The sequence below is a fragment of the Fictibacillus sp. B-59209 genome, assembly GCF_036216745.1.
Classification (GTDB): Bacteria; Bacillota; Bacilli; order Bacillales; family Fictibacillaceae; genus Fictibacillus_C; species Fictibacillus_C marinisediminis.
In genome coordinates this window covers 1-25,243 of record NZ_JARMMC010000023.1, presented here as the reverse complement: position 1 = coordinate 25,243, position 25,243 = coordinate 1, and the positions used below count along the sequence as shown (strand labels likewise).

18 protein-coding genes and 3 pseudogenes are annotated in these 25,243 nt (G+C 39.9%); 6 read left to right on the top strand and 15 right to left on the bottom strand.

Annotated elements, in window-relative coordinates:
• Positions 1 to 37: 37 nt before the first annotated feature.
• From P4361_RS19325 to P4361_RS19300, 6 genes are all read right to left on the bottom strand, one after another.
• On the bottom strand, positions 38 to 1,159 hold the full coding sequence (locus tag P4361_RS19325; RefSeq protein ID WP_328090569.1) for an ROK family transcriptional regulator: 1,122 nt from the start codon (positions 1,157 to 1,159) through the stop codon (positions 38 to 40).
• Between the two features lie 32 nt (positions 1,160 to 1,191).
• A complete protein-coding gene (locus P4361_RS19320; RefSeq protein WP_328090568.1) occupies positions 1,192 to 1,950 on the bottom strand; it encodes an SIS domain-containing protein in 759 nt (252 codons plus the stop codon).
• Positions 1,928 to 3,112 (bottom strand): N-acetylglucosamine-6-phosphate deacetylase, encoded by a 1,185-nt coding sequence (locus tag P4361_RS19315; protein ID WP_328090566.1) that lies wholly within the window; start codon positions 3,110 to 3,112, stop codon positions 1,928 to 1,930. Before P4361_RS19315 ends, P4361_RS19320 begins: the two co-directional genes overlap by 23 nt.
• Complete coding sequence (locus tag P4361_RS19310) at positions 3,113 to 3,883, bottom strand: 6-phosphogluconolactonase (protein WP_328090565.1); 771 nt, start codon at positions 3,881 to 3,883, stop codon at positions 3,113 to 3,115.
• Positions 3,858 to 5,177, bottom strand: a complete 1,320-nt coding sequence (locus P4361_RS19305; protein ID WP_328090564.1) for a neutral/alkaline non-lysosomal ceramidase N-terminal domain-containing protein — start codon at positions 5,175 to 5,177, stop codon at positions 3,858 to 3,860. Before P4361_RS19305 ends, P4361_RS19310 begins: the two co-directional genes overlap by 26 nt.
• A 612-nt stretch (positions 5,178 to 5,789) precedes the next feature.
• Complete coding sequence (locus tag P4361_RS19300) at positions 5,790 to 7,115, bottom strand: esterase-like activity of phytase family protein (RefSeq protein ID WP_328090563.1); 1,326 nt, start codon at positions 7,113 to 7,115, stop codon at positions 5,790 to 5,792.
• A gap of 66 nt (positions 7,116 to 7,181) precedes the next feature.
• On the opposite strand from P4361_RS19300, the gene P4361_RS19295 reads away from it, so the two are divergent.
• The 3 genes from P4361_RS19295 (at position 7,182) to P4361_RS19285 (ending at position 8,613) form a co-directional block, all read left to right on the top strand.
• Positions 7,182 to 7,400 carry a GrpB family protein gene (locus tag P4361_RS19295; RefSeq protein WP_425590292.1) on the top strand — a complete coding sequence of 73 codons (219 nt, stop codon included), beginning with the start codon at positions 7,182 to 7,184 and terminating at the stop codon, positions 7,398 to 7,400.
• Between the two features lie 537 nt (positions 7,401 to 7,937).
• On the top strand, positions 7,938 to 8,090 hold the full coding sequence (locus tag P4361_RS19290; protein ID WP_328090562.1) for a hypothetical protein: 153 nt from the start codon (positions 7,938 to 7,940) through the stop codon (positions 8,088 to 8,090).
• 82 nt (positions 8,091 to 8,172) lie between these two features.
• Positions 8,173 to 8,613 carry an Hsp20/alpha crystallin family protein gene (locus P4361_RS19285; protein ID WP_328090561.1) on the top strand — a complete coding sequence of 147 codons (441 nt, stop codon included), beginning with the start codon at positions 8,173 to 8,175 and terminating at the stop codon, positions 8,611 to 8,613.
• 194 nt (positions 8,614 to 8,807) lie between these two features.
• On the opposite strand, the gene P4361_RS19280 is transcribed toward P4361_RS19285, so the two are convergent.
• The 9 genes and pseudogenes from P4361_RS19280 to P4361_RS19240 all read right to left on the bottom strand — a co-directional run bounded on the left by P4361_RS19280 (position 8,808) and on the right by P4361_RS19240 (position 22,548).
• On the bottom strand, positions 8,808 to 9,353 hold the full coding sequence (locus P4361_RS19280; protein WP_328090560.1) for a GNAT family N-acetyltransferase: 546 nt from the start codon (positions 9,351 to 9,353) through the stop codon (positions 8,808 to 8,810).
• 81 nt (positions 9,354 to 9,434) lie between these two features.
• The gene (locus tag P4361_RS19275) at positions 9,435 to 10,658 is read right to left on the bottom strand and encodes an epoxide hydrolase family protein (RefSeq protein ID WP_328090559.1); all 1,224 of its coding nucleotides are present in this window, start codon (positions 10,656 to 10,658) and stop codon (positions 9,435 to 9,437) included.
• 677 nt (positions 10,659 to 11,335) lie between these two features.
• Positions 11,336 to 12,151, bottom strand: coding sequence for an alpha/beta fold hydrolase (locus tag P4361_RS19270; RefSeq protein ID WP_248252890.1), 816 nt, complete (start codon positions 12,149 to 12,151; stop codon positions 11,336 to 11,338).
• 86 nt (positions 12,152 to 12,237) lie between these two features.
• Positions 12,238 to 12,855, bottom strand: a complete 618-nt coding sequence (locus P4361_RS19265; RefSeq protein ID WP_328090614.1) for an alpha/beta hydrolase — start codon at positions 12,853 to 12,855, stop codon at positions 12,238 to 12,240.
• 190 nt (positions 12,856 to 13,045) lie between these two features.
• Positions 13,046 to 13,633 carry a TetR/AcrR family transcriptional regulator gene (locus P4361_RS19260; protein WP_328090558.1) on the bottom strand — a complete coding sequence of 196 codons (588 nt, stop codon included), beginning with the start codon at positions 13,631 to 13,633 and terminating at the stop codon, positions 13,046 to 13,048.
• Positions 13,634 to 14,392: 759 nt separating this feature from the next.
• A pseudogene (locus P4361_RS19255) lies at positions 14,393 to 14,521 on the bottom strand (sugar ABC transporter substrate-binding protein); the annotation flags it as partial.
• A gap of 17 nt (positions 14,522 to 14,538) precedes the next feature.
• Positions 14,539 to 16,233, bottom strand: a complete 1,695-nt coding sequence (locus P4361_RS19250; protein WP_328090557.1) for a WG repeat-containing protein — start codon at positions 16,231 to 16,233, stop codon at positions 14,539 to 14,541.
• A 282-nt stretch (positions 16,234 to 16,515) separates the two neighbouring features.
• Positions 16,516 to 19,269 (bottom strand): bifunctional YncE family protein/alkaline phosphatase family protein, encoded by a 2,754-nt coding sequence (locus P4361_RS19245; protein ID WP_328090556.1) that lies wholly within the window; start codon positions 19,267 to 19,269, stop codon positions 16,516 to 16,518.
• Between the two features lie 189 nt (positions 19,270 to 19,458).
• Positions 19,459 to 22,548, bottom strand: a complete 3,090-nt coding sequence (locus tag P4361_RS19240) for an efflux RND transporter permease subunit (RefSeq protein WP_328090554.1) — start codon at positions 22,546 to 22,548, stop codon at positions 19,459 to 19,461.
• A gap of 544 nt (positions 22,549 to 23,092) precedes the next feature.
• On the opposite strand from P4361_RS19240, the pseudogene P4361_RS19235 reads away from it, so the two are divergent.
• The 3 genes and pseudogenes from P4361_RS19235 to P4361_RS19225 form a co-directional block, all read left to right on the top strand.
• A pseudogene (locus tag P4361_RS19235) lies at positions 23,093 to 23,197 on the top strand (LacI family DNA-binding transcriptional regulator); the annotation flags it as partial.
• 36 nt (positions 23,198 to 23,233) lie between these two features.
• Positions 23,234 to 23,629, top strand: a pseudogene (locus P4361_RS19230) (substrate-binding domain-containing protein); the annotation flags it as partial.
• 136 nt (positions 23,630 to 23,765) lie between these two features.
• On the top strand, positions 23,766 to 25,091 hold the full coding sequence (locus P4361_RS19225) for an alpha-glucosidase/alpha-galactosidase (RefSeq protein ID WP_328090553.1): 1,326 nt from the start codon (positions 23,766 to 23,768) through the stop codon (positions 25,089 to 25,091).
• Positions 25,092 to 25,243 lie beyond the last annotated feature (152 nt).

The following is a 25,243-nucleotide window of genomic DNA, read 5'->3' as shown; positions in this document are numbered from 1 at the left end:
TTCCCTTCTTCGGTAGATGGAACAAAATTAATAGATTTTAGCTATTCAGAAGAATAGAAACCGCTGCTCCCTTCGCTGGAGAATAGAACTCTTTTGAAAAAACAATCTTCGTCTGAGCAAAAGCGTCGGAAAGAGTACGTTGCTTTGCGGAAGAAATCGTCTTCTCCTGAAATTCATAAATTTGGTTATAAGGTGCTTCTATAACGATTTCTTGAGGATTTAGCAAATGAATCACCTGCACCAGAGCACGGCCCAAATAATTTCCGTATTCTTCTATCTCTTGGTGTACCCTGTGGTCTTGCTTAGCTAACTTTGTAAGATCCATGTCATTTTTATCTGAAGGAGTATAAGAGAGGCTTTGAAGAAATTCCCGAAAAGCTTCCATACTGATTATTTTTTCAAGGCAACCCTTCTGGCCGCACTTGCATATTGGACCATGTGAAGCCACAGATAGATGGCCAATTTCACCGGCTGTCCAGCTGTTGCCATTCATTACTTGATTGTCTGCCACATAGGCTCCTCCGATCCCCTCGCCAATCCTTATATAAAAGAAACTAGATCGCAATTTTGGTTTGACCGTTTCTTTACCTCTTTCCGCTGCAATTTTCACATTGTTAAAAACCTCGACAGGCACTTTAACCTCGGTGCTAAGAATTTTTTTTAAATCCACATCCTTCCAATTCAGATTTGCCGATTGGTATACATACCCTCTTGTCGGGTCAACAATGCCAGGTATGGCAATCCCAATCCCTTTTGCCTTATGAAATCTGCTTGCTAAGTTTTTTGAGAGGTTGATCACTTCATCCAGGACGGATTGGCTTTTTATGGATACTGACCCCTCCTCTAGTTCATTTAATTGAAAATCCAATACGATATATGAGATGTTGTCTTGCTGAACCATTAATCCGATGGTTTGCAGCGCATCTGGCCTTAAGCGCAGCAAAACTTTTGGTCTTCCTGCTCCAATCGGTTCTTTTATTCCCGACTCAGCAATCATGTTTTGTTTCAGCAATTGTTCAACGATAAGAGACACTGTATTTTTGCTTACCTTTAACGCTTGGGCGATCTCCTTTCTTGAACATGGTTCATGTGTCCGAATATAGTCCAAAATATTTTTTTGATTGATTTCCCGTAACAGAGCAGTACCTTTTAACGGCATTCTATATTCTCCTGTCCTTTTTCCGTACTTCTTTATAGCTTTTTAATCTTTCCTTTAAACCGATCGATAAATTGGGCATTCCATTCATCCCCTCCTGAGGCGTTTCCACTCATCCAAATGGGCGGCTGAATGCCTTCAGCCACAAGCAAAGCGATCGCTTCAGCTGTCATGGCATTCAACAGATAGGCATTCGCAAATGTAGAAATAGCGGCTACTTTTTGCTCCAATCCGCTGATTTGCAATATCGCATCGCCTACTCCAACCTTGCTGTCCAAAACGACATCCACCAATTCATGCAAGTTTTGCTTGGAAGGGTGACGGGCAGGGTGGTCAGCAGGAGTACTTGATGCATGCTCCACAGAGGTTACACCAATTGTTTTTACACCTCGCCGTTTGGCTTCCAAGGCCGCATCGATGGTCGCTGCATTAATGCCATAAGCATTAACAATGATCAGAAGATCGTCTTTCACAAGTCCATAGTCTTCGATCACAATTTTTCCATAACCCGGTGTCCGCTCGATCGCCATCGAACGAAGAGCTCCTCCACTTAGAAGCGTTCCTTCATCCAGCATAGCACTGATGTGCATAAGACCACCGGCACGAAAAAACAGCTCCTGTGAACCTAAATTGGAGTGGCCGCCAGGACCATAAGCGAAAACAAGTTTATCCTGCTTCACTTGTTGTGCCACCAACTTCGCAGCCTCTGTAATAGCATGCTGCTCTTCTTTGTGTATTTTTTCCAAGTGACAGATAATCCCCTGCAAATATTCAGTCATTAACGGTGTTTTCATGAAAATAAGCCTCCCTATTCATATATACAGAAACTCCATTTTTGTACGTTTCGGTTATGGTTAATTCATTCTTTTCTGATTGGTGAAGCAATAGAAAATCTGCTGGTGCACCTTCACAGATGCCTTTCTGTTGCGGCAAATTCATCACCGTGGAAGGATGGATTGAGGCCAGGTCCACAGCAAGAGATAAGCTGCACAGTCCCCGCCTGATCAAATGGTTAATCCCCCATGACTGCGTTTGAGCTGACCCTGCCAAAAGATCGGCATTATCATTCATATATAGCCTTCCGCTCTTATCCAGTACAACATCACCGCCAATATGAAGATGATAAGAACCTTCAGGCATTCCGGCTAATGAGACGCAATCACTGACCAGAATGGCCAGCTTCCCTTTCATCCTCAGGATGACCTTTATGACTGAATCGGGGAGATGAAATCCATCAGCAATCATGCAGGCGGCAAGCTCATCGCTTGCCAGCTGTTCCCAAAGGTAGTTAGGATGCCTCTTTAACATGACATGAGCACCATTTCCTAAATGGGTAGACATCTTCGCTCCCGCCTCAATCGCGTTTTGGATGTTTTCAGGGGTGGCAGATGTATGGCCTATGGAAACGAGAACACCATGATTTGTACATTTTTTTATAAACGATGCGGACTCTGGCCATTCGGGTGATACGGTGAGGATGGAAATCCGTCCCCCAGAAGCTTCTTGCCACATCAGAAATTCAGTCCAGTCAGGAGCTTTAACGAATTGTTCAGCATGAGCTCCCCGAGGTCCATCCTGGGGAGATAAGTAAGGCCCCTCTAAATGAATGCCCGGAATGGCTTGATTGACCGTTTTGTTTGTTACTGCTGCTTTTTGGAATACGGACAACGAGTTTATTATGTTTTCCGGGTGATTGGTGATGATCGTAGGATAAAATGTAGTTACTCCCTGGCTCCATAAATGTCGAACGGTAGATTCGATAGAAGCAGGTGTGAGCGTTGCGTCATTATAATCAATTCCTCTATACCCATTGACTTGTAGATCAACAAAACCCGGTGTTATGATCGGTAGTTCTTTTCGCTGTTCATCCTCTTCAATAGAAAGAAACACTCCATCTTCAAAACTCACTTTTACTGCTTTGCCAGTTTTATAGTGAATCGCAGAAACTTGTTTCACTTAACAGCCACCGCCAAATGAATCTTGATCTAGATATAATGTACAATTTTTGTGTTTTCGAAGAACGGAAGCAGGACAATCTTGTGTAATTGTTCCATGAAGCACCGATTGTACAGCATGTGCTTTTGTCTTGCCTGGCACCACACAGTACAGGAATTCAGCTGAAACCAATGCAGGTATCGTTAATGTCAGCGCCTCTTCTGGCACCTCATCGAGAGAAGAGAAACAGCCATCATTCACTTGCTGTCGCCGGGATGCCTCGTCTAATGTCACCACTTTCATTGTTTTTGGATCATGAAAATCTGCAACTGGAGGATCGTTGAAGGCAATATGGCCGTTCTCACCGATACCCAAACAAACAATATCAACAGGTTTTTCTTTGATTAGTTTTGTGTAACGATCACATTCTTCTTCTGCTCCATTCGTCGTTTGAATAAGATGGACTTCTCTTGGATGAACTCGATCATATAACTTATCTTTTAAAAAGGAACCAAAGCTTTTAGAAGATCCGGATGGCAAATCCATATATTCATCCATATGGAAAACTGTAATCCGGCTCCAGTCAATGCTGTTATCTGCTGCAAGATTATCCAGCAATTCGTTTTGAGAAGGAGCCGATGCAAAAACCATCCGTAGATTTTCCTGAATCGAGAGAAGTTCCTTAATCTTGCTGCTAACATCACTTGCTGCTTGCTGTCCCATCTCTTTTCTCGTTTCAAATACCTTTACATTTAAACGATCTGCTCTACTCGTTAATGGATAAACCGTCATATTCCTCCCTCTCTTTCTTCTGGATAAGGTTATCAATTGCTTCTAATATTCTGTTTTCAACCGTTCGTGAAAACGGGGATGGAAGCGCAAAATAATAAATAGAGTCCTTGGCTTCATAGCCTCCTTCACTCAGTTGGGCTGCTGTTGAAACATAACCAATCATCCCATTGCTGTACGGAAGGGGTATGATTCGTCCTCCATACTTTTCTTTCAGCTTCAGACCATATTCTGTAACCATTTCGGCGTTCATGGATAGAAAGGACAGATCTTCACAAAACGTCATCAAACGGAGCTTTAAAGGTACCCCCGCCTCAAAGACCGAAACACGCTCTCTCATAATGGTGCACCATTCCATCATCAAAAGGTCTTTAGGATAAGCTGCTGGTTCATAATGCTCGTCAGAAAGTAATTGCTCAAAGTCCAAGGACAAAACGGTGGTTGAAGTATGTACTTTTGCAGATATTACGTCCTTCCAATGCCTTTCATTAAAGCAATCCAATACTGTGCTTGCTAATCGTGAACCAAGTCGTTTTACATCCTCTTCTTCTCCCCTGTAAAAGGCATCACCTTTAATAAGGGCCGGCCGGATGTCACCGCAGCACCCCTGTAAATAACCGGCTATACATCCATTGCCTATTTTCATTTCTACGATCTCAAGCGCAATTCCAGGAAATTCGGAAGATACATGGTTATTTCCGGTTGTAGTCGGATGGCATGCATAATGAATCAACAAAGCTTTCGTCTTTTGGCAGTGGGTTTCAAAGCGAACGAGTATGACTTCATTGTCCACTAAACCATCAGGATTAGGGGCCATGATGATCTCACCGTTTACTGCCTTTCTGCGGTTAATCCCTATATCAGAGGAAGTAGCTGCTTTTTTTACCGTCACTTCTTCCGCATTTTGTTTTGCAGACTCAATCGCAAGAAGAAGTTGTTTCTCCAAAAAATCAATATAGGAGTTACTGTAAATCCCCAGATAGGAAGTAAACAATCTGCTTGTTTGCGGACCGGAATGATTGTGTGTCGCGTGAAAAATAATGGACTCTGCGGGGATAGAAAATTGTTCAGCGATTTTCTTTTCAAGTATAGAAACTAGATCTGACCCCCACCAAATTAAATCAGCAATAATTAACAACGAAGGGTTCTTATTTGTTTCTTCAAAGAAACAAAAAACACGGACATAAAGCTTCGATTTAATTTCTGTGAAAGGGTCTTTACGATGTGCAAAACCAGCCAAATGAACTGGCTGAAAAGGAGTAATATCCTGTTTGGACGTTCCTAACCATATACTCATTTGTTCTCCGCCCTTTTTGTTCATAATTAATCATAGTCTATGACTAAATATTCATCTAAAAAATACCACCTTAATCAATGAAAGTCAATTAATATTTTGAAAATTTTAATTATTTAATAATCATGATGGAAAACAGCTATCTAAATATTGTTTCTAATGTTCATTTTGAATACGATACACGCCAAAATATTAAACATCTTAACAAATATGAAACTACACTTCATTCAGCTACACAAAGGACGGTGCTCCCATCAATTTGTTCATTTAGTATTCTTAATTTATTTAACGACATTCCGAAGTTCCCCGCCTTTCCCTAAGTATTGTAAAGTTGAAATGACCAGGATATATTAAACCCTGCGTTCTGTTCATATCCCTTCTTCGCTAAATGGTGCGCTTCTTAAGTAAGAAAGCGTCTTCTTTACAAATAAAAAGGGTCCTTTTGAATAGGTCCAGTTTATGGAGTAACGAAAAAAGCCCAAGTTTTCAATCTTAATGTTGAAATTGGGCTTATTAATATTAGAATTTCAATAAAAATCAAACATTATATGAGTTACGAGTTTTTTATTGTTATTGGTACATGATACATCTGTCTTAAGAACCAAAGCAGTTGGTTTAATTACTGATTCCAATCTTCCATAGTTCAGTTGGAGTTCCATTTTGGGAAGTATTGGTGATGCTAAAGTCATTATCATTCATCACAGCTAAGGAATGGTCGTTGGTCATGGTTAAACCTTCAAGTTTTTCAAACGGATAGCCTAGTTTTAGCATATCAACCACTAAACGTTGTTTTGGAAAAGCGATACCGGCTTTCTCCATTTCATCCACCGTCATTTGTTCTAAGCTTTTTGTTGTTCCGGTCGGGCTATTATATTTACCTTGTATATTTGTAGCTTCCGAAAGATCGATTTGATAAATTTTTTTTACTTGAGATTCACTTCCTCCAAAGCTGTCCCTTTCATCGACAAGGAGAGTGTGGTCATCCTTCGCATATAGATCAGAAACATAAATGTTCGATTGTTTCAAATCATTATATTGTTTTTCGTCATCTGTTAAATAAACATATTCTCCAGCCACTTTTAATGTTTCCAGGTTGATTTTAAGAATCCTGAGTGCCCGCGAACGGTTACTGGTATCTTCATCAGGATTTCCAAGCGGTCTTTGCGTAAGAGCGAACATCCATTTTCCATCAGGGGAAATGGTAACTCCCTCAAGCCCTTTATTAGAAATTCGTTTAGAAAATACAGCAGGTAAACTATCCTTTACTGGAATGTTCGGAGCATTTTCATATTGCTTGGACATGCCTGATGGAAGAAGTCGCTGTAAAATCGTACCGTCCCGCTTTACTTGTACAAGACTCGGACGATATTCGTCGCTGAGCCAAAATGTATCATCTTTCGGACTGTATGCGAGTCCTTCTGTGTCCAGGCCATAAGGGTCATAAGGCAATTGTTTTTCTCCTTTTTCATCATAGGGCGTTTCATCAAGTCCCGGCAGATTGGATACACCGGAAATGTAGTTATTACCGGTAATCTCGTCTGTGCCTTTTGGCAATTTTAGCTTGATCGTTTTAAGGATTTCCACTTTACCGTTGGATACTTTGATTTTATAAATCCTGGGTGTATACGTCGGCACGGGGAAGGTGCGTCTTTTTTCACCATTTACGACCACTTCACCATTTGGCCCCCGGTCAGCTGTCGTATAAAAAATAGTATCGGGATCCCCTGGAAGATGAGTGAGTGAAGAACCCATGCCTGCTTTTATCCCATTTCCTACATCAGGAGGATTTTTTACTAAAAACCGTTCTTTGACAACGGGATTTGAATTGCTTACCTGAGTGGAAGAAGTCGCTGCCTCGGTCACTGCATCGTGAGTATATGCGAATGCGGCTGAAAGAAAGCTAAAAGTCAAAATACCTGTTAAAACTATTTTTTTGTTCATGTCGTCTATGATCCCCCCGTAATTGTAAAAAAGTTTAATCACACAACGGAAGTATATCATTCTAATATGAAGAAATTAAAAAAGGAACGTAAAGTAAATATGAAGAAGAGTTTGCGCCAAATAAACAGAAGAAAAGAAGCTGCTGTACGAAATATTTCAATCAGAGATTATTCAAATTCTATTCATCATATTGGAAGTACATCGATTCCAGGTCTAGCAGCAAAACCCATAATCGATATCTTAACCGGAGTTCAAGATATCGAAGGGGTTGATCAATATAATTAAGCAATGATATCCATTGAACGACAACTTTGTAAATCCGCTTCAAGAAACATAAAAAAGGCAACACCCAATAGGGTTAGTTGCCTTCTTATAGATTAAAGTTAGATTGATATTCCTCTTCTCACAGAACCTTAAGTATGCTGATAAACCGAGTAAATGATGTGGTAGTCACCTGATTCTCGGTACCTTCTGCTATTTTTAAAGTAATTTTAGCAACACTGTACATTCCAAATGACTTGACTGTGGAAACAACTTTTTTATTATTTAGGGTAAAATTATATATTTTTCATTCTTTAAACAAAAAGCTAATTCAAACTCTTAAAAATGTTGTTAATCGATAATCAAGAAAAAACTGCAATAAAATTAAGGGTAGATCCGAGAAAAAAAAATGATAGATTTTCATTATGTTAAAAATACCTGTTTAACAGGTTCTTTTGTATGCCTTGACAAAAGGTTTTTAATTTTAATATGGGAGATAGCTATTTCCAGCACATGTAAACAAGGAAGTTTCAATGATCAGATTTAAAGGAGGCATATACCTTGTCGAATAAATCAGATCGTAAACGTAGAAAAATTGGCCGTTTCCTTCAAAAGAAATTGAAAAAGGTGGGATATCGAATTAAAAAACAGCACCCCGTTGATTCGGAACAAATGGCCAAGAACGACCGCCTGAAATTAGAGACACACCATTGAATCCTTATTTCACCACATGGAAACACTTTAAAAACAAAGGAGCATAACTTTAATATTGATTTCTATTTGGAGGCGATGATTTATGTCTTTAATTCCATATGAATCATTTCGTAAGTTTAATAATATGAGAAAAGAATTAAATCGGTTTTTCCCTTTTGATATAGACTTTCCTCAGAACATTGATGTCTTGAAAATGGATGTATACGAAACAGACAATGAAGTAGTTGCAACCGTTGATATACCAGGAGTAGAAAAGAAAGAAGACCTGACCATTAAGATAGAGAATAATAATGTGCTTTCTATTAGTGGCATAATAAACAGGGCTAACGAAGTTAAAGACGACCATATGTACACACAGGAACGATTTACAGGTCGCTTTGAACGTTCCATTCGTTTGCCTACACCTGTTGCTGCTGAAAAAGAAGCAAAAGCCACCTACAAGAATGGAGTTCTTGAGATACGTATGCTAAAGTTACATGATCAAGAGAATAATCAAAAACAAATTGGTGTGGAGTTTCATTAAGAGTTTGAGGTATTAGTTAGACTTGCGTCTCTTTTGTCACATGGGTGTCTTCACAATAACAAATTAGGGAAGCCTGTTTTATGGCTTCCCTTAATTTCACTTCTTCTTTTTATCAGTGCTCATACAAGTATTTCTTCTTTCTCGCATTGCCGTCCTTCATACATTACAAAACCTACAAAGTTATAATTTAACTGTTAATATAGGTAACCTAATAAATCTATATCTCCATCTTCCCACTTTTTATTTCCAGTCTCTTTAATCATAAGTTCGTTAATAACTTCAAATCCGATACCTAACGTACTCTGCTTCTCATTATCTATTTTAAGCCATTTACATTTGTTTTCTACAAATCTATATCCATTTTTCAAATATAAGTTCTTATCATCTGCAAATAAAAGTAAGAAGTCTATTGATTTATTTTGACAGAATTTATCTATTTCAGAAAGTAACATAGAGCCTAACCCACGTGAGCGGTACCCTTTTATCACACATAAATCAATAATCCCTAGAACTTTAACTGGTTTGCCGTTCAGATTCATCACTCTATAATCTAGTCCTACTTGAGCAACCAGTTTATTAGCATTATCCTCATCAAACACTAAGTATCTAAAATGAGGCAATTGCTTAAAATACTCTCTTTCCTTTGGATAATTGGTTTCAAAACACTCAAAGAGCAGCTCTTGGATCTCTTTTCTTAAAACATTATCAATTTCGTAATCAAATACTCTATTTATCTTCAAATTTCTTCTCCTGTGCTTCAATATAATTTAATCTGTAAATCTGTGCCTAACTACATCATACCTATCGAATGACACCAGAACTCATCGAAGTCCACGAAAAGTTCGACGTAAGTCCTCAACCCACTTATCTGGAATTTCCCATGGGATAAAGTGTCCACCATCTTCGTGAGCTGTAATGTTGACATGGTTATACCAGGGAGCACGATCACTGTCTAGAAAATCCTTTATGCGATTCTCAGTAGTAATACCAGGCGGGTTTTCATAGCCTACGAAAGTTATACCTGTGGGTGCCTCAATAACCGGCCAACGATTATGAGAAGGTGTCCATGGGTAACGATTATTATTCGCATAAACTCTTATCGATGTTTCAATAGTGTTGTTAACCCAAAAGATGGTTGCATGAGTAAGAAGGTCGTCCTTAGAAAAAACATTCTCAACGTTTCCGTTATTATTACTCCATTTGATCCATCTTTCCAAAATCCATGCAAGCATTCCAACTGGAGAGTCACTCAATCCAAAGGCAAGTGTGCTAGGGCCAAGAACATGTACGGCTAGATGGGATGCAAACCGACGATCCAGCTCCAAAATATTTTCTTTCTTTTCTTGAGAAATGTTGTCAGGAAGGATACGTCCTCTGGCAAAATTCCATGCATCATCCCCATTAAAAAAATTCAATTTAAGGGCAGATCCAATATGTATTGCGTAGAGATTATCACTATATTTGTGTCCCAATTGGCCAGTTATAAGCGCACCTACATCACATCCTCCTGCTGCATACCTATCATAGCCGAGAATATCAGTCATAAGGATATTCCAAAGATCGGCGATTTTCCAGTAATTCAAGTCTGGGTTGCTAGGAAGTGGTGAAGAAAAGCCGTATCCTGGGAGTGAAGGAACGATTACGTCAAATGCTTCAGCGGGATTACCTCCAAATGTACCAGGGTCCGCAAGCGGGTCAATGACTTTGGACCAATGCCAAAAAGTCCATGGCCAACCATGGGATAGAATTAATGGGATTGGATTGGGGCCCTTGCCTGGTTTACGCATGAAGTGCACAGGAACTCCCTCCACATTTACTTTGTAGTGTTCGTAGGCATAAATTGCACTTTCAGATTTCCGCCAATCAAACTGGTTCATCCAATAGTCTACTAATTCCTCTAGATAGTTCCTACTAACGCCATAAAACCAGTCGTCATTACCATTATCAAGCGGCCATCTGGTATTCTTTAAGCGGTTTCGAAGATCAGATAGTAACTCATCCGATACATAGATTGGATTAGGTTCAAGAGCAAAAGAAACTGCCACTAAACATTCCTCCTTAAGCAAATAAATTTGATAAAAGGGATCATTTCTATTATCAAATGAACAAAACTTAATTATGAATCCTCTCCAGTTCGGCTAGCCGTTTCAATTCTAGGATTGTGGATGTACTTGCGTGTTTTTCCTCCAAAGTAAGCCCATCAATAAAAGTTCGAGAGCCGAACTATTCGATCTAAACGATGTGATTTAATTACATTGTTGCCGTGCAAGGTTCAGAAGGCCATTAGATGTTCAACAAGTTATATATTCAATCTTTTCCTAATTGATTTAATAGTTGAATCCTAATTGTCCATTCGAATAGATTAATGATTATTGGGTATATCTTTAAATAAATGAATTAGGAGATTTAGTTGGTATAGCTTAGAATCCTGGAGGAGTTTGATGTTTAATTTGATATACAATCATATAATTAATTCATTTCCTTTTCTATTTCTCACCTTATCCATACCAGTTTTCATGGTAATTTTAATTCTATTATCATTATACAAAGACAACAGAAAAGAGAACTCTTAGGGTTCTCTCTTTGCTCTTTCACTATAATACAAGTTAGTCTTGACTGCTGTGTCATGTGAGTCACCAGCTCAAAATACAAATGTGCTATACGTCTTATTTAACTTCCCCTTTCAGAACTCTGATTCACTAACGGAAATCCTACATATTCTCTAAATTTGTATATCGTTAATAAATGTTAGAATGTCCTTATTTATCCGGTCTGAATGTGTAATGTACAGTCCATGAGGAGCATCATTATACAAGGTAAACTTGCTTTTAGATAACAACATTGCTGACTTCTGACCTGAGATTTCTACCGGAATTGATCTATCTTTATCGCCGTGAATAATGAGTGTACGTACGTTGATAGAACGCATCTCCTCTCGGAAATCCGTTTCGATGATTTGCTTATTACACTCAATCACTGCTTTTAGCGATGTCTGCAACATATCCCACCGGGTCCATTCACCCATTGCAGTAGTTTTAGGACTGTCTAAGTAGGGCAACTCATTCTCAATCAACCAAGTCGGGAAATCTCGTTTCCATGTTTCTCTCACCCTGTCAGCAACTTCCTTAGGTATTCCATTTGGATTATCCTCTGTTTTCATTAAAAAAGGCACAATGGCAGCGATAAGTACAGCACGATCGATCCGGTCGCTGCCATGACGTGTTAGATATCGAATCACTTCACCACCACCCATAGAATGACATACAAGGGTGACATTTCGAAGATTCAAGTATTCAATCAATGCAGCAAGATCGTCCGCCAGAGTATCAAAGTCGTATCCTTTCCCTGGCTCGTCGGAACGCCCATGACCACGCCTGTCATATGCTATACATCTTAAGCCTTGATTTGATAAAAAAATCCTCTGATAATCCCACATTCTAGAACTAAGTGACCATCCAGAAACAAAAACGACTGGATTCCCTGTACCCCACTCTTGGTAAAACAGTTGCACACCTTCTTTGTTTTCGAAAAATGGCATCGCTAATCCCTCGCTCAATTTATAGATTTTTTTCAAATTAAAAAAATCAAGACGATAATTATGAGATTATGACATAACCTTATATTTTATGGTTTAACACATGGATTAATATTGAGAAATTTTCTTACAGCAGTTAGAAAGGCAGGTAAATATTCATCGTGAACATAGTGCCCCGCACCTTCAACCATCACCAATTCGCAATCTGGGATTAGCTCAGAAACCTCTTGTAACTTGTTTTGAGAGGTTTTACTAGATCCACCACCAATAATAAGTGTGGGCACGCTAATGTCGGTAAGATGTGCCCACCACTCAGGTTCATTGTGCTGCCCGAGTATAGAGGGAATAACCAGCCAATCAAACGGTAAAGAATGAGAGGGCTTTGATGGGATTTCTTTTGGTTTTTCATCAGAAGGAGGAACAATATCTTCAATTATCAAACGTTCTAATCTTGACGGATAAGTTTCTGCGAATAGGTAGGATACTAATCCCCCCATGGAATGACCCATTAGTGTGAACTGTTCCAAATCCATGGCATTAGCAAAATGCAGCAAATCCTCGCACATGAGTTCAATGGTGTATGTATCAAACCTCGCACTCCCAGCGTGCCCACGCTGATCTAATGCTAAGACACGGTATTTCTCTCCCAATACAGCTGCCGAATTATCCCATGACTCTGAGCTTTCTCCTAAAGCGTGAAGTGCAATAAGCGTTGGTGTTGAAGGTTATCCAGTCTCACGATATTGAAAAGTGGCTCCATTAATTTCAATTTCTTTTACCCTTGTTTCCATCGCATTCATCTCCCAGGGTGGATTTCATTTAGAGAACCACCTTATTTTAATTTCATATTTGCTCAATCCATTTAGGTCGTAATTATTTATTGTGGTCCAATTTCTCTTATGTGGAACAAAACTCGTGGATTATCTGTTTTTTTAATTCTTCTACCGGAAGTTTATGTGGATAGGTAGATATCATGAACAAAATACCTTGAAGGACAGTTGAAAAATATAACGAACGGTTCCTTGGCTCCCTTACTCCCATCCTTTCAAACATTTCACATTGAAATTCAAACATTCTAGCGTTTTCTTTAATCAGGAGTTTACTGTATTTAATTAGCTCTTCGTCTGCCTCTGGCTGAGTTTGCAGATGCAGATAGAATCGATGGACTTCTGGACTTTGATGGATATTATCAATCGCTCCTTCGATAATGTGTTTAAGTTGCTCACTAGGTGTCTCGCGAGCGGCTGCTCCTTCCATTACTTCGATCACTTCCCTGATTCTAGCCTCGACCATTTCAGAAAGCAGCTCTTCTTTTCCTTTATAGTAATTGTATAGTAACCCTTTAGAAATGCCCGCTTGTTTAGCTACATCGTTAATAGAGGTTGCATAATATCCCTGTTTAATAAATAACTCCATAGCGGCAACACTTATCTTTTGTTTTGAAAGTTGGCGAATACGATCATTCTCTTCAGGTGTTCGCGGCATTTTAACTTCAATCCTCCATAAAAGCAGTGATTTCTTCATATAAATGTTCAAATATGTTAGTGTCAACAAAAGTTCAGCATAATCTATTTCACTTGAACACCCAGATATTCTTTACCATTAATGTCTTAATGAATAAACACCATACCTTCTATTATTTAACTTAATTTACATTTTTATTTTATTATTGAATGAACGGTTAGTCAATAGTAAGTTTTTTGGAGTTCCAACTTGTTGACACGTTTGTGTAAGACTTGGAAACAAGAGAAGTCCATTTCTGGTAATGAAAAAAATGGCTTCCGCTTTTACATCACAAGTATGGTTATTATTTTATTCCTCAAGGTGAATCCTTGTAAAAATTATTTTTTCTTTCTTAGTGCGTTAACCCTAATGAAGATAAGGGAATACTCTATTCCATTGCGCCATGTGGCAGGTCAATCTGATTAACGGTGAAATAGTAGTGCATTCGATTGGTGAGGGAATGTACCTGAAGAAAACACAATTCATCTTCGACATCGATGACCGTATATTCAAGGGCTTCCGGATGAGATTTTCGAAAAGCCTTGGCTTCGTCAAAATCATCGAATTCCTTTTAGCCTTTTTTATTTAAGTAGAACTCTCCTTTTTGCAAAATAAAAAAGACCGGCGTATGCCAGTCTTATTTTTGTTTTTCTTTTTCTTCCAACTTTTGAACAAGATCCTCAATAAAGTCATGAAACTTTTCAACCGTAACCCAATTTTGCCTTGCATCATATGTAGATGGTTTTTCCCATCTACCAAACCAAATACTTGAGTTTTTTCGAAAGAAGCTGCTATTTCATTCGATAGACTACCAAAGGCTATCACCACTTCATTTGACTGATCGTCCTTATTTTCTGTAACCAATTTATTAGTGATCACCTACTAGTTTAATAATATATTAATTTGATGATGACTTTCCCATTTTTGTCGATGAACCCTGCTTTTCCGTTCTTTTTTACATAGAGCAGGCCTTCATGGAAGTCACCTAATTCGTCGTATTGAGGAGAAATCACGACCTTTCCCGTTTTATCGATGAATCCATATTTCCCTTTGTAGTCGATATAGAAATAATCATATTGATTGGAAAAGGAGTTAATTTCACTATATTTGGGTTCGACTAGCATTTTCCCTGTTTCGGTTACGATTCCGTATTTTGAACCCATCCTCACTCTTATTAACCCTTTACCTTCCATTGGATCAATCCGGTCATATTTAGGTGTGATGATCACTTTTCCTTTGCTGTTTATAGCACCTTCTTTGTTTTTTTGCTTAAAAATCAAATAATCACGATTTATTAAGCCTTCGCCATAGGTTGCCATCCTTAAAAAGTCATAGGTTGGCTCAACTATCACTTTGCCTGTTTCGTTAATAAAACCGTATTTATTATTCTGCCGGATAATAGCTAACCCAATCTGGTTAAAGTAACTAATTGAATCATAGTTGAAATCGAGAACGACTTCGCCTTTTCGATTAATGACCCCATACTTGCCGTCCTTTGAGGCCACCGCTGCATCTTTGCGAAATACATAAAGTGCGGTTTCATCACCGTCTTCTGCTTTCTCAAACTGTGGTTTAATCACCATCGATCCAGTTGTATCGATGAATCCAATCTTTCCATCAATAACAACGGAAGCCAGGCCTTCTGAGAAACGACTCGTTTCGTCAGAAATTGGCTCAACAATTACTTTTCCTTTTGAACTAACGAAACCGTACTTTCCACCCAATTTTGTTTGAGCAAATCCCTTGTTAAATGGCCAAATCTGATCGTATTTAGGTTCAACCATGATTTTCCCACTTAAGCTCATCAGTCCATATTTTCTTGCGTTTCGAATCTTTGCCAAGCCATTTTGAATTGAACCGATGCTATCAAAAGTTGGGGCAACGATGACTTTTCCTTGCTTATCGATAAGGCCGAACTTTTTGTTAAGAATGGCAGTGAATACACCATTTGTGTTCTTTGTAATTTCATCATATGTGGGGACTAAAACGATTTTTCCGCTTGTGCTTATAAGTCCGTATTTTCCCTTACTCTTGTAAGATGCAACTCCGTTTTGAAAATCACCTATTTTTTCATACTTGGGTGAAACGATTATTTTTCCACTTGTATTGATGAGCCCGTATTTTCCCTTACTCTTGTAAAATGCGACTCCGTTTTGAAAATCACCTATTTTTTCATACTTGGGTGAAACGATTATTTTTCCGCATGTATTGATAAGCCCGTATTTGTTTTCCTTTTCTACTAGGACCGGACTCTTATAACCATCCGCTGCATACTGGTATTTAGGCGACACTATTACTTTGCCCTTTGAGTTGATGAACCCATATTTATTATTCTGCTTGACTCTCAATAAATTGGTTCGCTTTGATTGGGTAATCTCTTCATACAGCGGCTTTATGACAACTCTTCCTTTTTTGTCCATCATTCCATATTTCCCGTTTTGCACGAATGAAACGAGGCCATTTGTAAATTGAGTACCTAGAACTCTTTTACTTGTTGCTGCATGTGTTGTGGACTGAGTTGTACCTAGTAACAAGCTCATTAAAAAAAACACGAATACCCAAATCTTCAAATGATTCTTCATAAAATCTCCCTCCTTGTTCTTGAATGATGACAATTTTTCACAATCTGAATTATCGCTTGAACTTTTTTACTTTTTCATTATTTCCTACACCATTCCTCCTTTATATTTTAGACGAAATGTATATTAGGAAGTTACAAACTTATGTCTTAGGGGATCCATATTTTCATCTTGATCGGTCAGCATGTCCGCTGGCTGCAATAATTGATGTATCCGAAATTAATAAATAACAAAGACCATTCAGTCTCATACTGAACGGTCTTCTACAAGCTTCACTCTAAATTATTAATCATTGTCTGCCGGCGATGGAGCCTTGCTTTCCGGCTGCTGGGCAACTTCATTTGGTAAGAGCGGCTTTTTGTCACCTGGATACGGTGTATCAAAACCTTTTGTTGCGTACCAAACCGCGTGATTCAGCATGTTTGCATTAATTTCGTCAGGGGATGCATTTTTCCCGCTCATCCATGACTTGTTTTTGTTGGACCATTCCGTCCATTGCTCTGCCAATGCCTTAGACTCTGAAGTACTCGCTTCTGTGTTCGCAAGTGCAGCTGCATTGGCCGTTGGCTGACCGTTTAATGTGTCAAGCGGGATTCGGTTCGCTTCAGCTTCATATGGTGTGAAATCTGGCTTATTCGTAAAAATTTCGCTCATCGGCTGTGCGGCTGCATCATTTTGGTTCATGGCAGGAAGTCCCAGGATTTGTTCAATACTGCGAACCATATTGATCACCGTCCAGTAACGGCTATTCGTTACTTCTTTTTTCACCCATGGACTGATCACATAGGCGGGTTCGCGGTGCCCGTCCACATGGTCCAAACCATTTTGAGCATCATCTTCGGTAATAAAAATGACAGAGTCTTTCCAGTACGGACTATGGGAGATTAAATCCACAATTTTACCTACAGCAAGGTCATTGTCCGCAACCATGGCCTGAGGAGTTGGATTTCCTGAAGCGGTTCCTGCCGTATGGTCATTGGTTACCCACAGTGTATTTAATTGCGGCAAGTCCTTATTTTTTACATGCTTTTCAAACTGCCTTTTGAAAATCTCAAATCGGTATTGATCTGGAATGTTCATATCGAAGGTAGGATACGGTTTGTGAGTAATCGGCCCAAGAGACGGAATGTCATAGGTTGCCTGATAATGACCCACCGGAACGTGAAGATCACCTTTTTGTTTTCCGGACAGTTTCAAGTAATCATTGTACCAGTCTGTCCAAGTGCCGAATTCCTCAGGACCTGTAAATCCAGTCGTATCTTCTCCGAAGTTTTCCACAGAAACATCGTATTTGAGGGCTTGGTCCCAAAGATGTCCCGTTGGGGCATAAGCCATCGGATCTCCGGCTCCTCCTGGATAGCTTCGGACGTTGGCTGTGTTTGTTTCTTTATCTTCATAATCTGTATTGGTCCCTTGCATGACCCATTGGTGGCCGCTTGCAGATTGGATCCCTGAAACATAGAAATTATCCAACAGCGGGTAGGCATTGGCAAGCTTATGGAAGTTTGGTGTTACCTCTTTACCAAATTGTGTGATAGCCGGTTCGCCATTTCCTTTGCCTAAATCGCCAAGAACTTGGTCATAGGTTCTGTTCTCTTTAATGATATAGAAAACATGTTTGATGGTTGATGGCTCGCCAACCCGCTCTGGCATGGCAACCGGCTTTATGTCGCGGCGAGGTTCCGCATTCTGGTTCTTTAGACCAAACCAGTTATTATTGGCGTAAACCTTTTTTGTTCCTTCCATTAAATCATCTGCAGTTGGGAAAGGAATCATGGACAAAGAGCCAACTTGCGCATAAGAGGAATGTCCTGAAACAGTCACTCCTTGAATGGTTGATGTACGTGCAGGTCCAAGAGAGCCTACACCATCAGCGTTTGCCACAAGCAAGCGTTTATTTTCGGCATCCATAGCCATGTCTACAGGGAACCATGCTGTAGGCATAAGCCCTAAAAGTTCTGGTGTCTTCTTCGGACCTTGCCAGTCATATACAGCTACTGCGTTAACTCGTCCTAAACTGACTAGCAATCGGTTATTGTCCAGCATCCTGACCGCATTGGGTGCAGCACCTTTTTTCGACTTCGGATACGGATTAATCTTCATGGTTTGAGCGACATCATCCGTTTTAGAATCAATAACAGAAACCGTATCACTGTTTGTGTTCGCAACAAAAATATATTGGCCGGATTGAGTCATGCGTTCTGGCTGGACACCAACTGGAATCGTTTTTGTAACCTTATTGGTTTTAAGGTCTACCACAGAGACCGTTCCAGTCGAAGTGGCACCAGTCTTCGGATTAACAACCACCTGCGTACCGGAAGAATCAACGGTTGTGTCTCCGGGCTTCGGTTTTCTGCCGCCTTGGTTGGTGACATATGCTTTATCTCCATCCACTAACACACTGGTTGGGGCATTTTCAACTGGAATCTTGCTCGATACAGTACCCGTCTTCGGATCGATGACGGCAAGGCTGTTATCCCTGTTCAGTGCGACGAGCAACTGCCCTTGAGGCCCGACTTTAATATCCAGCGGGTTGATGTTTCCTCCAACACTCGCTTCTGGGAGGTCATATGTCGTTTTGACGGTTGGCGTGCCGTCGTCGGCAATCGTCATTACAACTACCTTTCCAGTTTTACCTGCCGATCCTGTAGCATACAATTCTTTGCCGTCCTGTGAATAAGCAACGCCCCACATATGTGAGAGTTTTAATTTAAAGCTTGTTGCCATTAATTTTCCGGTTGTGAGATCGACGATGTTTAGACCGTTTCCGCCATAATCTGTTCTTCCATTCAACACGGCCGCTGTTTTACCATTTGGGTGAACCGCAATGGAAATAGGATTGCCCCCAAACTCAATTTGTTTACCGGCTGGAGTTACGAGCTGATTTACAGGCGTTAACACCGAACCGTCTTGCTGGCGGCCCACAAACTTGGTGCCAAAGGGATCATCAATGGATGCGTATACACTTGCCGAACCAAGAAGCGCTGTACTTATTGCAATACCAGCAATCAGTTTCTTCTTGTGAATGATCTTTTTCACTTTCCTCTCTCCATTCTAATTGGTATGTTTTACTAGATTAGGATACTGCTATATTTTTAACGTTTGTTTACATCAAGGTAAAGTTAATTGTTTAACTATGTAAAATATTCAATCTCTTCTCTTCACAATTAGTATCTTAATAAAAAGAAAAAGCAGCCTTTGCCCAGGCTGCTCACGATGGTTTGGGTATTATGCATACATTTTTTCTTCAGGGATATTTTTTTGAGAAATGTTTGGTGAACCTTTATGCAACCATTTATAGACAATGGGAATGACAATCAAACTGATAAACGTTGAACTGATCAAACCGCCTATTACGACAATGCCAAGAGTTTGTGAGATTACAGAATCGGCGCGGGAGGATAGAGCTAACGGAAGTACGGTTAAAACAGTCGTTAAAGCTGTCGTTAATATCGGACGCACTCGAGTGGACGTTCCAAGAACAATCGCTTCATTTAACATAAGACCCTCGGCTCGTTTTCTCTCGATCTTATCAACAAGAACAATGCCATTTGTAACTACAATGCCTGTGAGCATTAATAGACCGACCAGGGCTGCTAGATTCCATTCCAATCGAAAGATAAACATAGCCGCCACTGATCCAATAAACGCTAAAGGGATACAGATGAAAACGGATAAAGGTGCTTTCCAACCTCTAAAGACTGTACCTATGATGAAGAGAACGAGCAATAAAGAGAAAGAAAAAGCAATTGCAATCTCATAAATCATTTCATTTACTTGTTCTGGTATTCCAGCAAAGGAGTAGCTGATATTCTGCGGCAACGGAAGTTTCTCTAAAATCGATTTTACTTGTTTAGTCACCCCGCCAATATCTGATGAAGTGATATTGGCCGTAACCTCGGCGAATGGCTGTCCGTCCTTTTCCTGAATTTCTGATGAATCGGCATCGGCTTCCAGTGTGGCAAGCTCATCTAATCTTACATTCTGTCCCTGGTCATTCTTAAATGTTTCTGACCCCAGGGCAGAAAAAACATCTGGAGGATTGTCTTTGCTTTTCAACACGACCGGAAAAGCATGTTGATTAATGGATATTTGCCCCTTTGTACCTTCAGCTGTATAAAATTGAATCCGATTTAAAAGGTCCTCCACTTTAATACCATTTCTTTCAATGGCTTTTTGATCAAGATGGATATGATACTTTTTCGTACCGGCCTCATCGTCAGCTATATCCTCTACTGCCAGCCCGGGAACTCTCGTAAGCTTTTGCCCAATTGTATGTGCCATGGATTCCAGCGTTTCATGATCCGATCCAGTGAAGTTAATCTTTAATTGGGAGTCATCTCCCGCAATCCGCTGATCCGTAACCGTGTATATGGCTTGTCCCTTTATGGAATCAAGCTGTTTTTGAAAATTTTCTATAAAAGAAGCAAGGTTTGTATCTGGGTTAACCGCAACAAATAAGTTGGCAACATTCGGTTTTTGAATCCAACCGCCGCCTGCATCAAAAACATCATCCGATTGAGCAGTAAAAGACGACCCAAGGACTGAAGAATATGTACCCACATGCTGATCCTTTTTAATAAGCCCTTCTACTCTTTTAACTTCCGCATCCATTTCTCTTAACGATGCAGACTGAGGAAGTTCGATCCGAACACCTGCTTGTCCTTTTTTATAACTTATGGGTAAAAAGTTCACTGGTAAAAATGCTGCTCCAATGCCCGTCATTAGAAACAATAGAAGAGTTAGGGCGATAATTTTTTTCTCCTTGTGCAACATCCTCTTAAAAGCTTTATGCATGAGAGGTTCTAACGGATCATGAACACTTAGGGGTTTTCCCTTCCAAAACAGGTTGTAGAGAGTCGGCACTACCAGCATCGCAACCAATAAGGAAACGAAAAGCGCAATAACTACCGACCAGGCAAACCCTGAGAAAGCAGAACTTACGATGCCGCCGATCAGGGCAATGGGAACATACACCGCAATCGTCGTTGCTGTTGAAGAAACAATGGCAGGGATCATTTCTGAGACTGCGTGTGATAACTGATGAAGTGTTATTTTCCCCTCCCTTTCCTGCACTTTCCGGTTTAAATTATCCAAAATAACAATGGAGTCATCGACCACTCGTCCCATGGCCACAATCAAACCTGAAACCGTCAGTATGTTCAAGCTGATTCCCAACGTTTTAAGTACACCGATGGTTGCTAAAAGACATATGGGAAGCGACAGAACAATCAATAAGGTGGAACGAACTTGACGGAAAAACAAGAACACACAGATCATGGCGAAAAGACACCCTAACAACCCTTCTTTAACTAGTCCTTTTAAAGATGAATTCACTTGTTGACTTTGATCAAACAGAATGGACGATTTCACATCATTATTTTTTAGCGCAGGTATGATTTTCAGCTTGCTTCTTATTTTTTCTCCTACATCTGTAATATTTGAAGTGGATGTTTTTAACACATCAAGCCGAACACTCGGCAGCCCATCGGTCCGGGAGATCGTTTGAAGATTGACCACTGAATTTGAAATGTCAGCTACCTTAGAGAGAGGAATGGATCGGCCATCCTGCCTTTGAACAGGCAAGTTTAATAACTCCTGCTTATTTAATGACCAACCGGAGACCTGGACAGGAATAGAAGCTTGATTACTTGAGACATTGCCCTGCAGTTCTGTTGTATATTTTTTCTCCATTGAATTTTGAAGATCGTTTACGGTTAATCCAGCCTTTTTTAGTTTTTCCTTATCAATGGTCAAAGCATATCCAGCCGTTCCACCACCCGTTACATTGATTTCCTTTACCCCTGGAACAGTTTTCAACCCACTTACGATATCTTCTTGGACCATCGTTCGTAAGGTGTTCTCGGTTACATTTGGAGAGGCACTGGTTAAATTGATGCTCATAATCGGAAACGAATTTGTACTAAGGCGTGTCACAACAGGTTGTTTTACACCAGCAGGCATTGAAATCGTTTCTATGGCGTGGTTAACCTCTTCTTCAGCTTTTTCCATATCATAGCTCATTGGAAAGTTGAGACGAACAAGAGAGCTGTCATTTGAGGAGCTGGTTTCGATATCCTGAAGGCCATCCACTACCCGAACGGCTTGTTCAATCGGTTTTGTAACGTTCAGTTTCATTTGATCTGCTTGATAATTTTCAGACTGTGCAGACACAGTAAGAGTTGAATTATTGATTTCAGGCAAATAATCTCGTTGAATTTGCCGGGCAGCCATCGCCCCCCAAGCAATAATCAGTATTATCAGAGTGATAATAAGAATGGCCCGTTTCATCGATGCGTCAATGAGTGATTTCATCATTTTTCTTTTACGCCCCCAAACTTTATACATTCTGTTCAAAACAAGATGATTATTTTAATATAATGGACAGTTGTAAAAATTCGATTAATGAAGCGTAAAAGAATTATAGAATTGTAGATTATTTACATAATAAAAAGCTAATCTAAATTATTTCCGATTAGCTTTTGTATATTAGACAGTATCCTCTTGTCTTTTGTAAACTTGTGTAGTTTATTTTTATATTTTTATAAAAAAATACGGTATGTGAAATTATATTAAATGTAGAAACCTGATTAGGTCTTCTGTAAAATACCTGACAATTCTTTAAAACATATTTTTATTAGGAGAATCCTAACATTAAGAATGATTATTGACTGCATTTTTGAGGAGATCCCATCATAAACGTTTAGTAATTTTTTAACCTGCCCAAATCAATCTCCATTAATAATTCCAAATAAATAAACTATTGAAAGCCCTTCCACTTGGCGGTATTATTCTATCAATCAGTAAATTATTTAGTAATTAATCGTAAAATTTATAAAATATATAACTAAAGAGGTTTTTTATGATGGCAACCATTAAGGATATAGCAAAAAAATCCAACGTCTCAACAGCAACTGTATCACCAGTGTTAAATACCGACGACTCCATAATCGTTTTAGAAGAAACACCCCAGCGCATAAAAAATGGAGAGTTTGAAGGTTCAGAGGATATATACATTGGTGAATATACGATGTCTCATGGCTATGAACTAATGAAGAAAGCTATCAAGAAGAAGAATGTTCCAAAAGCCTTTTTTGTGGCGAGTGATCCCATGGCAATAGGGGCTTTACGTGCTTTACAGGAAGCTGGACTGTCCGTTCCCTCAGATGTTGCCCTTGTCGCGTTTGACGACATTGAAGCTGCAAGATTTAGCAGTCCCCCCCTTTCGACGGTGAAAGTTTATACCAAGGAGATGGGACAAACCGGGGTCAAGCTATTAATGGATCGAATAAATGGCAGAAATCTTCCCATCAAGGTGACGATTCCAACCTCTTTGGTCATTCGGCAAAGCTGCGGATCATCTATAACAAAGCATCCTTTTAAGGAGGTGATTCAATAGATTACAAGGAGTTCTTATATAAAAGGCTTATTCGCCCAGAAACCCACCTTTCTAGCCCATAGGTATGAGTGACTGCCAATCACTGGCTCCTAAAGCGAATAGCTCAACTCCCAATTAAACAAGTGGAGGGTTAACGATGAAGGTTACAATTATTGGAGCAGGAAGTGTAGTTTTTGCCAAGCGTTTAATTACAGACATTTTAAGTTTTCCAGAGTTGCGGGATACTACCTTTTCTTTAACCGATATTAATACGGAACGGCTGCAAACCGCAAAAAAAATGGCACAATCTATCATCGCTCAGTTCGGAAACAATGCTCAGGTAGAAGCGCACATCGATCGAAAGCAGGCTTTGACCAATGCTGATTATGTACTTAACTTAATCCAAGTGGGAATGCATGAAGCAACTTTAGTTGATTTTGAAATTCCAAAACGGTATGGGTTAAAACAAACCATTGCCGACACACTAGGTGTTGGAGGCGTATTCCGTGCATTACGGACCATACCGGTTCTCCTCGACATCTGCAGAGATATGGAAGAAGTTTGTCCAGAGGCGTATTTGCTTAATTATACAAATCCGATGGCCATGCTCATGCTGGCCATTCAGAAAGCATCTTCTATAAAATCAGTCGGTTTGTGCCATAGTGTTCAAAACACTGCGGATGAATTGTCCTCTTACTTAAACATTCCCGTGGAAGAACTGGAGTACAAAGTTGCGGGGATCAATCATATGGCCTGGTTCCTGGAGATAAAAAGAAATGGTCAGGATCTTTATCCTTCTCTCTTTAAAGCTATGAAAGACCCAAACATTTATGCCAAAGATAAAGTCCGGTTTGAAATGATGAAAAGATTGAATTTCTTTATCACTGAATCCAGTGAACATATGTCCGAATACACACCGTATTTTATTAAACGGGATCAGTTAATTCAGGACTTTGATATTCCAATTGATGAATATGTGAGAAGAAGCGAAGACAATTTAAAGCAATTTGCCGAAACACAAAAAATGATAGACCAAGGGAAGGCCTTTCCAATGGAAAAAAGCCATGAATTTGGAGCCCCTATCATTCATTCTCTAGAAACGGGGATCAACCGAGAGATTTGGGGAAATGTGTTAAATACACAACTTATTACGAACCTGCCGAATAATTCCTGCGTGGAAGTTCCTTGCCTGGTCAATAAACGAGGGATTCAGCCCATCCATGTAGGCGATCTCCCACCTCATTTGGCTGCGATGAACATGACCAATATCAATGTTCAGCAACTCGTCGTTGAAGCTGTACTTACAAGCAATGTGGATTATGTGTATCAGGCAGTCATGCTCGACCCTCACACGTCTTCTGTTCTATCACTGGACGAAATGTGGAACATGACGAAGGAACTATTGGATGCTCATGCAGATTACTTGCCTGCATTTACTAAAGGGAGGCACTTAACCTATCAGGGCAAAGCAGTAACCTTATAACTGTAAAAAGGGGCTGTCCAAGAAGTCTGTAAGCTGTTGATTTCCGTTCCAGGCTGCTCGCTTTCCGCGGGGCGTGCGGTGAGCCTCTTGGTGCAAGCACCGGCGGGAGTCTCACCTGTCACGCTAGTCCCGCAGGAGTCTCGCATCTTCCA

Coding starts and splice junctions, on each gene's coding strand:
- P4361_RS19325 (WP_328090569.1), bottom strand. CDS start 1,159: ATGCCGTTAAAAGGTACTGCTCTGTTACGGGAAATCAATCAAAAAAAT.
- P4361_RS19320 (WP_328090568.1), bottom strand. CDS start 1,950: ATGAAAACACCGTTAATGACTGAATATTTGCAGGGGATTATCTGTCAC.
- P4361_RS19310 (WP_328090565.1), bottom strand. CDS start 3,883: ATGACGGTTTATCCATTAACGAGTAGAGCAGATCGTTTAAATGTAAAG.
- P4361_RS19305 (WP_328090564.1), bottom strand. CDS start 5,177: ATGAGTATATGGTTAGGAACGTCCAAACAGGATATTACTCCTTTTCAG.
- P4361_RS19300 (WP_328090563.1), bottom strand. CDS start 7,115: ATGAACAAAAAAATAGTTTTAACAGGTATTTTGACTTTTAGCTTTCTT.
- P4361_RS19295 (WP_425590292.1), top strand. CDS start 7,182: ATGAAGAAATTAAAAAAGGAACGTAAAGTAAATATGAAGAAGAGTTTG.
- P4361_RS19285 (WP_328090561.1), top strand. CDS start 8,173: ATGTCTTTAATTCCATATGAATCATTTCGTAAGTTTAATAATATGAGA.
- P4361_RS19270 (WP_248252890.1), bottom strand. CDS start 12,151: ATGCCATTTTTCGAAAACAAAGAAGGTGTGCAACTGTTTTACCAAGAG.
- P4361_RS19260 (WP_328090558.1), bottom strand. CDS start 13,633: ATGCCGCGAACACCTGAAGAGAATGATCGTATTCGCCAACTTTCAAAA.
- P4361_RS19250 (WP_328090557.1), bottom strand. CDS start 16,233: ATGAAGAATCATTTGAAGATTTGGGTATTCGTGTTTTTTTTAATGAGC.
- P4361_RS19240 (WP_328090554.1), bottom strand. CDS start 22,548: ATGATGAAATCACTCATTGACGCATCGATGAAACGGGCCATTCTTATT.
- P4361_RS19225 (WP_328090553.1), top strand. CDS start 23,766: ATGAAGGTTACAATTATTGGAGCAGGAAGTGTAGTTTTTGCCAAGCGT.